14 protein-coding genes are annotated in these 14,805 nt (G+C 61.8%); 6 read left to right on the top strand and 8 right to left on the bottom strand.

Features of this window, described 5'->3' with window-relative positions:
* Window positions 1–60: 60 nt before the first annotated feature.
* The gene (locus ACQ66M_RS11870; RefSeq protein WP_350170628.1) at window positions 61–216 is read left to right on the top strand and encodes a hypothetical protein; all 156 of its coding nucleotides are present in this window, start codon (window positions 61–63) and stop codon (window positions 214–216) included.
* Window positions 217–241: 25 nt separating this feature from the next.
* Here the strand turns inward: ACQ66M_RS11870 and ACQ66M_RS11865 are convergent, their stop codons facing one another.
* From ACQ66M_RS11865 to ACQ66M_RS11840, 6 genes are all read right to left on the bottom strand, one after another.
* Window positions 242–442 (bottom strand): type II toxin-antitoxin system RelE/ParE family toxin, encoded by a 201-nt coding sequence (locus tag ACQ66M_RS11865; RefSeq protein WP_430405166.1) that lies wholly within the window; start codon window positions 440–442, stop codon window positions 242–244.
* Between the two features lie 90 nt (window positions 443–532).
* Complete coding sequence (locus ACQ66M_RS11860; protein WP_430403985.1) at window positions 533–772, bottom strand: type II toxin-antitoxin system ParD family antitoxin; 240 nt, start codon at window positions 770–772, stop codon at window positions 533–535.
* A 106-nt stretch (window positions 773–878) separates the two neighbouring features.
* On the bottom strand, window positions 879–2,831 hold the full coding sequence (gene rpoD / locus ACQ66M_RS11855) for an RNA polymerase sigma factor RpoD (RefSeq protein ID WP_350170626.1): 1,953 nt from the start codon (window positions 2,829–2,831) through the stop codon (window positions 879–881).
* Between the two features lie 66 nt (window positions 2,832–2,897).
* Window positions 2,898–4,760 carry a DNA primase gene (dnaG, locus tag ACQ66M_RS11850; protein ID WP_430403983.1) on the bottom strand — a complete coding sequence of 621 codons (1,863 nt, stop codon included), beginning with the start codon at window positions 4,758–4,760 and terminating at the stop codon, window positions 2,898–2,900.
* Window positions 4,761–4,886: 126 nt separating this feature from the next.
* Window positions 4,887–5,639, bottom strand: coding sequence for a PRC-barrel domain-containing protein (locus ACQ66M_RS11845; protein ID WP_430403981.1), 753 nt, complete (start codon window positions 5,637–5,639; stop codon window positions 4,887–4,889).
* A 144-nt stretch (window positions 5,640–5,783) separates the two neighbouring features.
* Window positions 5,784–6,278 carry a GatB/YqeY domain-containing protein gene (locus tag ACQ66M_RS11840; protein WP_430403979.1) on the bottom strand — a complete coding sequence of 165 codons (495 nt, stop codon included), beginning with the start codon at window positions 6,276–6,278 and terminating at the stop codon, window positions 5,784–5,786.
* Between the two features lie 131 nt (window positions 6,279–6,409).
* Here ACQ66M_RS11840 and carA point away from each other — a divergent pair, with 131 nt between their 5' ends.
* Window positions 6,410–7,591, top strand: coding sequence for a glutamine-hydrolyzing carbamoyl-phosphate synthase small subunit (gene carA, locus ACQ66M_RS11835; RefSeq protein WP_430403977.1), 1,182 nt, complete (start codon window positions 6,410–6,412; stop codon window positions 7,589–7,591).
* 17 nt (window positions 7,592–7,608) lie between these two features.
* A complete protein-coding gene (locus tag ACQ66M_RS11830; RefSeq protein WP_430403975.1) occupies window positions 7,609–8,271 on the top strand; it encodes a 2OG-Fe(II) oxygenase in 663 nt (220 codons plus the stop codon).
* On the opposite strand, the gene ACQ66M_RS11825 is transcribed toward ACQ66M_RS11830, so the two are convergent.
* Window positions 8,268–8,858 (bottom strand): TetR/AcrR family transcriptional regulator, encoded by a 591-nt coding sequence (locus ACQ66M_RS11825; protein ID WP_350170620.1) that lies wholly within the window; start codon window positions 8,856–8,858, stop codon window positions 8,268–8,270. The genes ACQ66M_RS11830 and ACQ66M_RS11825 overlap by 4 nt on opposite strands.
* A gap of 247 nt (window positions 8,859–9,105) precedes the next feature.
* Window positions 9,106–10,011 carry a M48 family metallopeptidase gene (locus ACQ66M_RS11820; protein WP_350170619.1) on the bottom strand — a complete coding sequence of 302 codons (906 nt, stop codon included), beginning with the start codon at window positions 10,009–10,011 and terminating at the stop codon, window positions 9,106–9,108.
* Window positions 10,012–10,175: 164 nt separating this feature from the next.
* On the opposite strand from ACQ66M_RS11820, the gene ACQ66M_RS11815 reads away from it, so the two are divergent.
* The 3 genes from ACQ66M_RS11815 (at window position 10,176) to carB (ending at window position 14,788) form a co-directional block, all read left to right on the top strand.
* Window positions 10,176–10,910: an MBL fold metallo-hydrolase gene (locus tag ACQ66M_RS11815; RefSeq protein WP_430403973.1), complete on the top strand. Its 735-nt coding sequence runs from the start codon at window positions 10,176–10,178 to the stop codon at window positions 10,908–10,910.
* Window positions 10,911–11,015: 105 nt separating this feature from the next.
* A complete protein-coding gene (locus ACQ66M_RS11810) occupies window positions 11,016–11,354 on the top strand; it encodes a YMGG-like glycine zipper-containing protein (RefSeq protein ID WP_350170617.1) in 339 nt (112 codons plus the stop codon).
* A 155-nt stretch (window positions 11,355–11,509) separates the two neighbouring features.
* Entirely contained in the window at window positions 11,510–14,788 is a 3,279-nt protein-coding gene (gene carB, locus ACQ66M_RS11805; protein WP_430403971.1) for a carbamoyl-phosphate synthase large subunit, read from the top strand.
* The last annotated feature ends 17 nt before the right edge of the window (window positions 14,789–14,805 follow it).

Genomic DNA, 14,805 nt, shown 5'->3' with positions numbered 1-14,805 from the left:
GCCTGCCATTCTTTCGGCAAGATTTCAGGTTATGAGCCGGCCCTTCGAAGGATGACGGCCATGGCCCACCACAAACGCAAGGGACCGAAATCGACCCGGTCAGGCTGCCTGCTGTGCAAACCGCACAAGCGCCAGGGCACCTGCGCCGCAAACCGCCATCGCGCCGGCGAACGGGCCAAACGCGCCGCCGCTGAGCGGGACATAAGGGAAGCCTGATTGGCGCCGGCGCTATGGGCGCCTCTTATACCTCGTAATCCGCCGTCCAGTCTTCGTGGCTGTGGCGGATGCGCAAGACAAGAGCGACCTCATCTTTCAGTTCGTAGACCACCAGATGCGCACCGAAAGGCCTCACTCGCACGGGCCGTGCCAAGCCCGTCCCGCACCGGACTCGCCAGCGGAAACTCTGCAATAAGGCGAAAAGCTCCTGCCATCTCACTGGCATGCTTCTGGGCTTGTCGCGGACCAGACAATCGAATGCCTTCGCGGTTGATGGCCGCGATGTCAGCTTCCGCAGCACGCGAAAAGTCGATTTTCACGACTGCGCGACTTTCCAGGCATCCGCCATCACCTGATCAATCGACTTGCCGGAGAAGCCGCTGGCATAAGCTTCCTCGATCTTCTCGTTCATCGCCGCGATCTTCTCCTGCTTGATCTGTTCGCGGCGGATGAGGTCGCGGATCAGGTCGGAGGAATTGGCATACTTCCCATCAGCAGACTGCGCCTCGACCCAGGCTTTCATCTGATCCGGCAGGGAAATGTTCATCGTGGCCATGGCGGGGCTCCTCAAGCTGCCCCTGCAATATAATGGCAAACTTTGCCAAGCGCAGACCATTCGCCATAATCAAAAAGGGCGGCCCGTGGAGGCCGCCCTTTGAAGTCTATGTATCCAGGAAGCTGCGCAGCTTGCGGCTACGGCTGGGGTGCTTGAGCTTCCTCAGCGCCTTGGCCTCGATCTGGCGGATGCGTTCGCGGGTCACCGAGAATTGCTGGCCGACTTCTTCCAGCGTGTGGTCGGTGTTCATGCCGATGCCGAAGCGCATGCGCAGCACGCGTTCTTCACGCGGGGTGAGCGAGGCGAGGACGCGGGTGGTCGTCTCGCGCAGGTTCGACTGGATGGCCGCGTCCACCGGAAGCAGCGCCATCTTGTCCTCGATGAAGTCGCCGAGGTTTGAGTCCTCGTCGTCGCCAATCGGGGTTTCCAGCGAGATCGGCTCTTTCGCGATTTTCAGAACCTTGCGGATCTTCTCGAGCGGCAGGCCCAGCTTCTCGGCCAGTTCTTCCGGGGTCGGCTCGCGGCCGATCTCGTGCAGCATCTGGCGCTGTGTACGGATGATCTTGTTGATCGTCTCGATCATGTGCACCGGGATACGGATCGTGCGGGCCTGGTCCGCGATGGAGCGCGTAATGGCCTGACGGATCCACCAGGTGGCATAGGTCGAGAACTTGTAGCCGCGGCGATACTCGAATTTGTCGACGGCCTTCATCAGGCCGATATTGCCTTCCTGGATGAGGTCCAGGAATTGCAGGCCGCGATTGGTATATTTCTTGGCAATCGAGATCACGAGGCGGAGGTTCGCTTCAACCATTTCCTTCTTGGCGATACGCGCTTCGCGCTCGCCCTTCTGGACGGTCTGGACCAGCACGCGATAGTCATCGATCGGAATGCCGATTTCCTGGGCGATTTCCGAAATCTCGTTGCGCACTTCCTCGATTTCGTCGTTCTTGCCCTCGATGAAGCGTTTCCACTTTGCCGACAGGCCTTTGACGCGATCACCCCATTCAGGCTCGAGTTCGTTGCCGAAATAGTTCTCGAGGAATTCCTTGCGTGGCACGCCATGGGCGTCGGCCATGCGCATCAGCTTGCCTTCAAGGCCCATCAGCTTCTTGTTGATCGCGTAAAGCTGCTCGACCAGCGCCTCGATACGGGCATTGTTGATGTGGATCGTCTTCAGGCTTTCGACGATATTGTTCGACAGCTCGTCATATTCGGCCTGAGCCTTTGGCGTCAGGTCCTTGCCTTCAAGGCGGCGCCCGACAAGCTTGTCCTGCAGCTTGCGATAGCGTCCGAACCCGTCGGCGATTTCGTCAAGCTTGGCCAGAACGCCGTCACGCAGTTCCGCTTCCATGGCCGACATGGACATAGCGGCGGCGTCATCTTCGTCGTCCTCATCGTCATCGGTGGATTCGCCGTCTTCGGATTTGGCTTCATCGGCCTCGTCCTCTTCTTCCTTGGGCTTGGGTTCCGGCGGCGGGTTTTCCGCGCCGTAAGTGGCCTCCAGGTCGATCAGGTCGCGCAGCAGGATGCGCTCATTCATCAGCTCGTCGCGCCACACCATCATGGCTTCGAAGGTCAGCGGACTTTCGCAAAGCCCGCGGATCATCGCGTCGCGGCCGGCCTCGATACGTTTGGCAATCGCAATCTCGCCTTCACGCGAGAGCAGTTCGACGGCGCCCATCTCGCGCAGGTACATGCGCACAGGGTCGTCGGTGCGGTCGGAGCCGCGGGCGTTGCCCTTCTTGGTAACAACTTTCTTGTCTTCGATCTTGGTGAGCGCCTTGCCTTCGGCTTCGGCCTCTTCCTCGCTCTCGACGACCGCGATGCCCATTTCCGAAATCTGGGACATCACATCCTCGATCTGGTCGGACGTCATCTCGTCATTCGGAAGCAGGGCGTTGATTTCGTCATGCGTGATGAAGCCGCGCTTTTGCGCCCGCTTCAGAACCTTTTTGACGTCGGTTGCGTTGAAATCGACAACGGCGGCTTCGCCGTCCTTCTCGTCATCACCGTCACCATCGCCTGCGGTATTCTTCTTCTTGGTGGCTGTTGCCATTCAAATTTCTCCCATGGGAATATCCGCCGCTGCCCTGGTGGATGACCCAAAAAACTGACCTGCGCCTTAGCTTTCGCCGACTTTTCCTGCTGCCTCGTTCATGCGAGCCTTCAAGGCCCGGCGTTCTGCGACAAGCTGGTGACGCCGCCGCCACGCTGAAGGTGACGCCGTCGACTCCCCGCTCGCAGCATCCATGCCAGAACCGGGCTCCTGCTCGTCGGAACTTCTCACCGCCATGTATTGCTCGAGGGCTATCAGCCATTCCCGTGCCTCGGGCCCATCGGCCGCTATCTGAGGCGTATCAGGATAATCTTTGAGCAATCTGGAAGCGCGCATGTTCCCTGCTTCCAGTAAATGGGCGCTCAAGGCCTTGCGGTCAATAGGTTTCCCTGCGTTCACAAAGTCCAGCACGCAGTCGCGGATGTGACTGACATCCGGATCGGGAAACGCGGCCGCCGCCAGGGTTTCTGCACCGAAGTCCAGAAGGAAGGGGCTGTCCACGGCGCGCACAATCGCGCCAAGGCCGCGCAGCTTGGCTGGTGCGCCGCCCCTGAGTGCAGACTGGCCAGACTCACCTGAGGCGGGAATCTGTCCCGTTCCGGTCCGCTTTCTGCTGTTATTACTACGATTTGCCTGACGCACCTGCCAGAAGTGATCCCGCATGCGGGCCTTCAGATCGCGTTCATAGGCGGCCCGCACGCCGGGATGCCTGATCTGCGCCGCCGCCGCTGCAAGTCGTGCCTCGAGGCCGGCCTGACGCTCGGGCGTATCGAGCGGTTCGACGTCGCGTTCCCGCCGCCAGAGCAGTTCCGACAGGGCCAGCCTGTTATCCAGCGCCTCGGCCATCGCCCCCGGTCCGCGCTCGCGAATCAGGTCGTCAGGGTCCATGCCGTCCGGCAGCAGCACGAAATACAGCGACCGGCCGGGTTCGACATGCGGCAGGGCCCTGTCGAGCGCGCGGAAGGCGGCGCCAAGTCCGGCGCTGTCCCCGTCAAAGCAGAGCACAGGTTCCGGCCCCGCCCGCCAGAGCAGCGAAATCTGCTCTTCGGTCAGGGCAGTGCCCAGCGGCGCCACGGCCTGGCCAAACCCGGCCTCGGCCAGCGCGATGGCATCGATGTAGCCTTCGCAGACGATCAGGCCGCCGTCTTCGCCATGGCCGAGCGCCTCGCGCGCCGCCCTGTAGCGGTAGAGCACGCGCGACTTGTGGAAGAGCGGTGTATCGCCGGAGTTCAGGTATTTGGGCTTTGCATCCGGTGTCAGGCCGCGTCCGCCAAAGGCGATGATCCCGCCACGCGAATCCGGTATCGGGAACATGAGCCGCCCGCGAAAGGCATCATAGGGCTCGCCGCCCCTGTCGCTTTCCTTGGCCAGGCCCGCCTCAAGAATTTCCGCCATCGAGAAGCCCTGCGACTTCAGGTGTTCGGATGTCTTGCGCCAGTCATCCGGGGCAAAGCCGAGACGGTGGCGCCGCCATGCGCCCGGCATCAGGCCGCGCCCTTCGAGGTAGACCCGCGCTGCTGCGCCTTCGGCCGATTGCAGGCAATCCTCAAACCAGGTCGCGGCAGCCTCACAGGCAGCCTGCAGGCGTTTGCGATGGTCGTATTCCTCTGCCGCTTCCGGGCTTGCCCTGGGCAGGCTCATGCCGGCTTCTTCCGCGAGTTTCTCGACTGCCTCCATGAATGACAGGCGCTCGGTCTCCATAACGAAGCTGATCACGTCGCCGCCCATGCCGGAGGAGAAGCATTTGAAGATGCGCTTCTGGTCATTGACGTAGAAGCTCGGGCTTTTCTCATTGGTGAAAGGCGACAGGCCGACCCATTCCTTGCCCTTCTTGACCAGCTTGACCTTGCGGCCGATCACGTCCGAAGGCCGGATACGGGCCTTCAGTTCTTCGACGAAGCCATCAGGGATGCGGACGGTCTGGGACATTCAGGCAAGTGTAGCGCGTCATGCCGCTTTCGGGAACGCACAGATTGCCGAACCGGCACGTCAAAAAAAATGGCCCTGCCTTGCGGCAGGGCCAGTCTTCAAAGCCAGATTGGCTCATGGATATGCCTAGTCATTGAAGACAGGAGCCATCTTCAATTGTTCGCTCGTCTTGTTGATCATCACTTCGCCTTCACTGTCACCCTGGACAACGGTGATGGCATCAAAGTCGATCACGAGACGCTCTGCTGAAGCGACGCCCGACAGGCCGTCGGTCACCACAGCCTGCTTCACGGAACCATCGGAACTGATGATCAGGTCCGTGATGCGCGAATAGGTGTCAGCAACAGCCAGTTCGGCATTGGTACCGATCAGCTCGGAGGCAAGGCGGAAATCGTCCATGCCGTCCTGTTCGAATTCAGCCACGCCTTCCAGCGATTCATCAACGAGAGCCGCCGAAACCATTGGCTCTCCATCAGTGTCCATGGTCACGGACACGGAACTGAATGGCAGAGTGCCAAGTTCACCGGCAATTCCCAGAACGCCGCCATCGCGGAACACGATCTGGCCTGGACCCATGTCTCTGCCGATCAGAATGTCGGCCACGGTGGCAATGGTTTCACCATTTGCGCCGATAATATCGTCGCCAATCAGGCTGGATGCCTTCATTTCGCCGGCGGCCATGACATAGACCGGACGATCAAGTTCCGTCTCTGTGGTGATATCCGTGTCGACTGTCGTATCATTCATGTCGTCAACGGTATTTTCCGAATACGGCGCGGTGTCATTATCCGCCGTTTCGATCGTCGTGTCCGCACCTGAGCATGCGGCCAGACCGGCCATGAGCGCCACGGCACTTATAGGGGCAATGAGGTGTTTCATGAGGAGTTCCTTTCCTTGTAATGCCACCCGTTCAACGCGAACTGGGCGCGCAAGGTTCCGAGGAACTGATTCAAAATTAAGCATGGGCGAGGGCTGGCGCAGACGCCGCGCAATGCTTTCTACAGGTTACGGGCATAAGCCGCGTCAGGACCGCGACAGGGCCTCGCGAACGGCTTTGCCGGCGCTGCCAGTGTCGATCATGCCGGGAAAGCGCTCCTTGAGCGCCGACATGCAGCGCCCGACATCCTTCAGCTTCGAGGCACCGAGATCCTCGACAATCTCCCCGACAGCCGCTTCCAGCTTCTTGCCGCTGAGCGGGACCGGCAGGAATTTCTGAATGACCTCGATTTCCTCGCGCTCGCGGATCGCATCCTCGATGCGCCCGGCCGCATCATGCTCGCGGGCAGACACCTCGCGCTGGGCAACCATCGTTTCGAGCACGGTGCGCACGTCAGCGTCAGGGCATCCTTCCCCCACGCCGCGACCGCGCGCGCAGACATCACGGTCACGCACAGCACATTCGATCAGGCGCAGCGTGGCAAGTTCCACGTCACTGGCACCCTTCGCAGTTTCGGATTTCAGTGCCTGAACAATACGCGCCTTCAGCGACATCGTCTCACTTGTGTCCTCTCGGCCCATGCCGTTATTGCCTTTCACATGCCGCAGACGCCAGTTTGCTTGACGATGCGCAGACTCAGCCCCATTAACCGGACGAAATTCTCGGTCGGTTGGGTTAACGACCGGAAAACGGTCCGGAGGCGAAATGAGATATGACTAAAGACACGAAAGTTCAACCCGACTCGCGCGCCACGGGAGCGATTGCCCTTGCCGATGGCACCGTTTTTCTGGGCATTGGCGCTGGCGCAGCAGGCACGAATGTCGGCGAGCTATGCTTCAATACCAGCATCACCGGCTATGAAGAAATCCTGACAGACCCCTCCTACGCCTCGCAAGTGGTGCTTTTCACCTTTCCGCATATCGGAAATGTCGGCGCAAATGCTGACGACCAGGAAGAATCCTCACCGGCAGCCGCCAGGGCTGCGCGCGGCGCGATCTTCCGCGAGCCCATAACGGCACCGTCCAGCTGGCGCTCGACCAGCCATTTCGACGCCTGGCTCAAGACGCGCGGCATCATCGGCCTGTCAGGCGTGGATACACGCGCGCTGACCCGCCTCATCCGCGAGCGGGGCATGCAGAAAGCTGCAATCTGCCACCAGCCCGAGGGCAGTATCGATACGGATGCGCTGATCGCACAGGCCCGCGCGTGGAAGGGCCTCGACGATGCCGACCTTGCCGCCGATGTCGATGGCGACGCCACTTATGACAATTTCCAGCAGGTGTGGAAGGCCGGCAGCGGCTATGGCCGGCTTGATGACGCAAAGTACCATGTCGTCGTCGTCGATTTCGGCGTGAAGAAGAACATCCTGCGTAACCTGGCCAGTGTCGGCGCGCGCACGACCGTTGTGAACGGTGACGCGACATCCGCCGAGATCGCCGCCCTCAAGCCTGATGGCGTCGTGTTCTCGAACGGTCCGGGCGATCCGGCAGCAACGATCCTGAGATCGGGAGACATGATCCGCAACGTGATCGACAGCGGAACGCCGATCCTCGGCATCTGCCTCGGCCACCAGCTCCTCGCGCTCGCACTTGGCGCCAGGACGATGAAAATGGCGCAGGGCCACCATGGTGCAAACCACCCGGTCAAGGATATCACCACCGGCAAGGTCGAGATCGTGTCGATGAATCACGGCTTCACCGTCGATCCGGCCACGCTGCCCGCCGGCGTCGAGGAAAGCCACCGGTCACTGTTCGACGGCACCAATTCCGGGCTCAGCGTCGCGGGCAAGCCGATCATCTCGGTCCAGCACCATCCTGAAGCCTCCCCCGGCCCGCAGGACAGCTTCTACCTGTTTGAGCGCTTTGCTGGCCTGATGGATTCCCATCGTGGGTGAATGGCCCGGCTGACCCGATGACACTGGCTGTTACGCCCCCCGCTGATAGCCGCCTCAGCGCCATTGCCGCCGATCTCGCCGCGCATGGCTGGAGCTGGCAACCGAACCTGCTGCCAGACGACCTCACGGCCGCCTTGCGCGCCGAACTGCAGGCGCTCGATGCCCGGCAGGATCTCGAAGCCGCCGGGATCGGCCGCGAAGCGGCCTTCCAGCGCGACGGCTCCGTCCGGCGCACGGGTATCGCCTGGCTGGATGGATCAAGCCCGGCGCAACAGGCTTTCCTCGACTGGGCCGAACCGATACGCCAGAGCCTCAACCGCGCGCTGATGATCGGCCTTTTCGAGTTCGAGGCCTGTTTTGCCGTCTATCCGGAAGGCGGGTTCTATGATCGCCATCTCGACAGTTTCGAGGGCGCGCGCAATCGGGTGATGTCGCTTGTCGTCTATCTGAACGAAGACTGGCAGGACGATCAGGGTGGCGAACTGGTCGTCTGGCCGGAACGCGCGGGCAAGGCCGACAGCCCCGCAGCCCGCCTTCTGCCTCTGGGCGGTGGCGCTGCCTTCATGCTGTCGGAAACCATACCGCATGCCGTCGAAGTGACCCATGCCCGCCGCTATGCGATCGCCGCGTGGTGGCGGGTGAACCCGTCCGGCGACAGGCATGTCGACCCGATCAGCTAGCGCAGCCCTCTCAGGAGCGCCTCGAAGGCATCGAACAGGTTGTCGGGCGTGAGCCCGGATTCCCGGCGCGACAGCGCGAAGCCGCCACCATTCAGCGCGTTCAGCAGCATGATCGAGATCGGCACAATGCCATCTTCGGCGATCAGGCCCTTGTGGGCCAGATAGCGCACGCCCTGTTCGACATTGCTGCGGCCCAGCCGGTCATCATTCTCCTGCCAGCCGTCCAGGCCCATCACCGCCGGACCGTCAATCAGGACGACACGCTGGAAACCCGGCCGTGATGCCCAGTTGAAATAGACCCGCGTTCCTGCAAGAAAGGCCGCATAGGGATCGGTTTTCGAACGCCCTGCCTGCGCTGCTGCGCGGGCCTGTGCATCCATTTCCAGCTGCATTTCCTTCCATATCTCGAAAAACAGCGCGTCCTTGCTGGCGAAATGGTGGAACAGGGCCCCTTTCGAAATGCCCGCCGCCTCGACAATGTTTGCAATGGATGTCCGGGGATAGCCTTGCGTCTCAAACAGGTGCCTGGCCGCATCCAGAATGGCTCGGCGGGTTTCTTCAGCCTGCTCTGACGTCCTCTTGACCATTGAAATTTCTTGGATTGAAAACTTATCATACCAGTGGTATGTAAAACTTACAAATCGATGGATTCGATCCGTCGAATTTGACCATATCACTGAAAGCACAGCAGGCTGGGTGGGGACACGGCAGCATGCCCAGGTGGACGGGATGGCCGCTCCATTCTCCTGATTCAGGATGGGGCGGCCGTTTTCATTCTGGCCGGATGGCCTGGAGCAGGCCGGCCGTCAAACCTGATGCTGCGCAGACCTCGGACTATTTCAGCGGCCCGCAACGGCGTTCATATTCGGCAATCGCGTCCGGCATCCACACACGGAAATTCTCTGCACGGGTCTGCGAGGCCGGGTGCGTCGACATCCATTCCGGCGGACTCTGGCCCTCATTGAGTTTGCCCATCCGCTCCCACAGTTCAGGCGCCTCGCGTGGGTCGTAACAGGCGCGCACCAGCAGATCGAGCCCGATCTTGTCGGCTTCAGTCTCATGCGCCCGCGAGAAGCTCAGCACCGTGCCCTGCGCCGCCACGCCAAACGCCTGCATGATCGCCCGCTGCTGGCCCGCATCCATATCGGAAAGACCCGCACCGACGGCCAGTTGGCCCATCTGCATCACCTTCTGCTGGCTCATCCGCTCGGCACCATGATGGGCGAGCGCATGGCCGATCTCGTGCCCCATCACCACGGCCAGCTTGTCCGGATCGCTGATATCGTCCAGCGTCACCTGCCCGTCGCCATTACCGGTAATGTCGAGAATGCCTGTATAGATGGCGACATAGCCGCCCGGCAGGCAGAAGGCGTTCGGCGTATCGGACTGGACGACATAATAGGTCCAGTCGAACTGGTCGGCGACAGGCGTGAACGTATAGCCCTGCGACTGCAGGTCCGCTTCCAGCTCGATCGCTGCCGCCTGCAACCGCGCGCCGATTGCTCGCACCTCTTGCGTCAGCGTCTGCTCGGCGCCGGCACAAGCGGCCTCGGTGGCGCACAGAACCGGGTTGCCCTGCTGCTGTTCCTGCTGGAGTATCTGCACATAGGATTGCTGGCCGAGCGTCACTTCGTCCTGCAGCGACATCGTGTTCAGCTGCTTGCGTCCGGAGAAGGGCACCTCTGTCTGGTTCATCTGCCAATAGATGAACAGGCCCACCAGGCCAATAATGATGATCATGAACCGGCCGCCTGGCAGCCCACCGCCGCCCCGTCTTCGTGGCATTCGCATTGTGTCGGCCCTTCCGGATAATCGCGCTGAGCCAAGTCTTAACCGAGCCTTCCCCGACGCGAAAGCGCCTGAAGTGCTTCACGAACAGTTCCAGCAACGCTATCTGTAGGATCATGACCGAACAAGCACACAAGCCAAAGCTGGAAATCCGGATCATTCCGGTGACCCCCCTGCAACAGAATACGTCCATGATCTGGTCGACCGAGACCATGGAAGGCGTGTTCATCGATCCGGGCGGCGAGGTCGACCGGCTGATGGCCGCGGCTGAGCAATTCGGCGTGAAGATCGTCGCCGTCTGGCTGACGCATGGCCACCTCGACCATGCCGGCGCGGCCACTGACGTGTCCGAGCGCACTGGCTGCCCGATCATCGGCCCTCACGAAGACGACCAATGGCTGCTCGACGAGCTCGAAGCGCAGGGTGCCAAATACGGCATTACCGATGGCCGGAATGTCAAACCCGACCGCTACCTGAATGATGGTGACGAGCTGGAACTCGGCGGCATCAAATTCGGCGTGGCCCACTGTCCGGGCCATACGCCCGGCCATGTCGTGATCTACAATCAGGAAGGCGCGCTCGCCTTTGTCGGTGATGTCCTGTTCCAGGGCTCGATCGGCCGGACAGACTTTCCGCGCGGTAATCACCAGCAGCTGATCGACTCGATCACCGGCAAGCTGTGGCCGCTGGGCAACGAGATGCGGTTCGTGCCGGGTCACGGGGCGATCTCCACCTTCGGCCAGGAGCGCCAGTCGAACCCCTTCGTGTCCGACGCCAATACAGGCTACCAGGGCGCGGCCCGCGACAGCTCCGACGCGATCAGCCAGAAACTGGCCAAGCGCTGGACCTGACCGGCCGGACTGCAGCCTGCTATCCTGACGGTCTTGTAATGCACGCGATGGAACCGTGTCGGATAAGGGACGTTTGCACCCCGTGACCAGACAAGGAGCACACCAATGACAACCTATTTGAAGCTTTTCGCTGCAGGCGCCAGCGCCATCGTCCTGGCCGCCTGTACATCCAGCGGCACAACTGAGAAAAACGCGGCCTATGGTGCTGCTGCGGGCGCCGTTGCAGGTGCCGTGATCGGTAACAATGTCGGTGACGGTGATGCTCAACGCGGCGCCGTGATTGGCGGCGTTCTGGGCGGTGCAGCTGGCGCAGCCAAAGGCTGCTCCGAGGCTGAAGACTGCGACATGCCCGGCGTGAAAGACCAGGAAGACGAGCGGGACGCTGATGGCGACGGCTATGCCAATGCCTATGACCGCTATCCCTACGATTCGCGCCGCTGGTAAGTTCCAGCTCAAAGGCGGCCACGCGTCGTGACGACAAGGCCCCGTATCCTTCACCGGATACGGGGCTTTTCTCATATCAAAGACCGGATTGTCCTTGCTTATGACATCGACTCCCCGCTATCAGGCACCCGTTTGACCCGGAGAGAGAAACGACCATGCCAAAGCGCACCGACATATCCTCAATCCTGGTCATTGGTGCGGGTCCGATCATCATCGGACAGGCCTGCGAGTTCGACTATTCCGGGGTCCAGGCGGTCAAGGCGCTGAAATCCGAAGGTTACCGGGTCATCCTCGTGAACTCGAATCCGGCCACCATCATGACCGACCCGGATCTGGCCGATGCAACCTATATCGAGCCGATCACGCCGGAGATTGTCGAGAAGATCATCGAAGTCGAAAAACCTGACGCCCTGCTGCCCACGATGGGCGGCCAGACGGCGTTGAACTGCGCGCTCGACCTGCACTATGCAGGCGTGCTCGAAAAGCACGGTGTCGAGCTGATCGGCGCCAAGGCCGAAGCCATCGAGATGGCCGAGGACCGCAAGCTGTTCCGCGAAGCCATGGACCGGATCGGCCTTGAAAACCCGCGCGCCGCCATCATCGCTTCGCCGGAAATCCGCGGCGAGAATGGCAGGATCAAGGGCTATGACCGCCTCACCGGCCTCAAGGCCGCCATGGACGCCCTCGAAACGGTCGGGCTGCCCGCCATCATCCGCCCCGCCTACACCCTTGGCGGCACCGGCGGCGGCATCGCCTACAATGTCGAGGAGTACGAGGAAATCTGCCGCTCCGGTCTCGCCGCCTCGCCCAACGCCCAGATCCTGATCGACGAAAGCCTGCTCGGCTGGAAGGAATACGAGATGGAAGTTGTCCGCGACACGGCGGACAATTGCATCATCATCTGCTCCATCGAGAACATCGACCCGATGGGCGTGCACACCGGCGACTCGATCACCGTCGCCCCGGCGCTGACGCTGACCGACAAGGAATACCAGATCATGCGCAACGCCTCGATCGCCGTCCTGCGCGAGATCGGCGTTGAGACCGGAGGTTCGAACGTGCAGTTCGCGGTCAATCCCAAAGACGGGCGCCTGATCGTCATCGAGATGAACCCGCGCGTGTCGCGCTCTTCCGCGCTCGCCTCCAAGGCCACCGGCTTCCCGATTGCCAAGATCGCCGCCAAGCTCGCCGTAGGCTACACGCTGGACGAACTCGACAATGACATTACCGGCGTCACGCCCGCCTCCTTCGAACCCACCATCGATTACGTGGTTACCAAGATTCCGCGCTTTGCCTTCGAGAAGTACAAGGGCGCCGACCCGGTCCTGACCACGGCGATGAAATCCGTCGGCGAGGCCATGGCCATCGGCCGCTCCTTCCAGGAAAGCCTCCAGAAGGCGCTCTGCTCGCTCGAGACGGGCCTCAGCGGCCTTGATGACATGCCCTTCGAAACCGACGCAGCCCTGCGCCAGGCGCTCGCCCTGCCCACGCCAACCCGCCTCCAGGTCGTCGCCCAGGCCCTGCGCGACGGCATGAGCGTCGCCGAAGTCCAGGCGATTACCGCGATGGACCCATGGTTCCTCGGCCAGATCAAGGGCATCGTCGCCGTCGAAGCCGATGTTCGCGCCCAGGGCCTGCCGGACGATGCGCATGAACTCATCGAACTGAAAGCCATGGGCTTCTCCGACAAGCGCCTCGGCCAGCTCGTCGGCCAGTCGGAATCCTGGGTGCGCGGCTACCGCCACGCCCTGAACGTGCGCCCCGTCTACAAGCGCATCGACACCTGCGCTGCCGAGTTCGCCGCCAGGACGCCCTATCTCTACTCCACCTACGAACACGCCTCGTTCGGCACCGAAGCACCCGATTGCGAGGCCCTGCCCTCGAACCGCGAGAAAGCCATCATCCTTGGCGGCGGCCCCAACCGGATCGGCCAGGGCATCGAGTTCGACTATTGCTGCTGTCATGCCGCCTACGCGATGGAAGACCTCGGCATCGAGTCGATCATGGTCAACTGCAACCCGGAAACCGTCTCGACCGACTATGACACGTCAGATCGCCTCTATTTCGAGCCGCTGACCGACGAGCATGTGCTCGAGATCATCCACAAGGAACAGTCCGCCGGTACGCTGAAGGGCGTCATCGTCCAGTTCGGCGGCCAGACACCGCTGAAACTCGCGTCCACGCTGCACAACGAGAATATCCCGATCCTCGGCACCAGCCCGGAATCCATTGATCTTGCCGAAGACCGCGAACAGTTCGCCGCCCTGCTCGACAGGCTAGGCATCCAGCAGGCCCCCTCCCGCGTTGCCCGCAGCGTCGCGGAGGCCGAAATCAAGGCGAACGAAATCGGCTATCCGGTCATGCTGCGCCCGTCATTCGTGCTCGGCGGCCGCGCCATGGAGATTGCGCGTGACGATGCCGACCTGCGCGAGTTCGCCGCTGAAGCGCTGCGGGTCTCCGGCGACGCGTCCCTTTTCATCGACCGCTACCTGTCGGACGCCATTGAAGTCGATGTCGACGCCATTTGCGACGGCGTGAATGTCCACGTCGCAGGCATCATGGAACATATCGAGGAAGCCGGCGTCCATTCCGGCGACAGCGCCTGCGCCTTGCCACCCTATACGCTGTCGGCCAGCCTGCAGGCCCGTCTCGCGGAACAGACAAAGGCCCTCGCCCTGGCGCTCAAGGTCCGCGGCCTCATCAACATCCAGTTCGCGGTCAAGGATACCGAAATCTACGTCCTCGAGGCAAACCCGCGCGCCAGCCGCACCGTGCCCTTCGTGGCCAAGGCCGTCGGCGCGCCGATAGCCGCCATCGCGGCCAAGGTCATGGCGGGCGAAGCCCTCACCAGCTTTGACCTGACCAATGCCAATCCGCGCCGCGTGGCAGTTAAGGAAGCTGTCTTCCCGTTCGCCCGCTTCCCGGGTGTCGACCCCCAGCTTGGCCCGGAAATGCGCTCGACCGGCGAAGTCATGGGCTGGGATGACGATTTCGGCATGGCCTTCCTCAAGTCACAGCTTGGCGTCGGCGTCCACCTGCCCGAAAGCGGGAACGTATTCATCTCGGTGCGCGATTCCGACAAGAAAGGCGTCACAGAGGCCGCCCGAAACCTCGTGAACATGGGCTTCAGCCTTGTCGCCACCAGTGGCACGGCCAGCTATCTCGAGAGCGAAGGCCTGCCCGTTTCCCGCATCAACAAGGTGCTCGAAGGCCAGCCGCACATCGTCGACGCGATGATCAACGGCGAGGTGCATCTGGTTTTCAACACAACCGAAGGTGCGGCCTCGCTGTCCGACAGCGCGTCCATCCGGCGGACAGCCGTTAACCGCAAGATCCCCTATTTCACAACACTTTCAGCCTCGATCGCCTCGGTTCAGGCGATCGCCAGCCTGAAATCACGGGAAATCTCCGTTCGCGCCTTGCAATCGGCCTGATCGGGGGCCACTTGACG

Origin of the sequence: Hyphomonas sp. (assembly GCF_965284475.1) — a bacterium.
Lineage (GTDB): Bacteria > Pseudomonadota > Alphaproteobacteria > Caulobacterales > Hyphomonadaceae > Hyphomonas.
The sequence above is the reverse complement of the archived record's forward strand: the minus strand, read 5'-3'. Positions and strand labels throughout refer to the sequence as shown.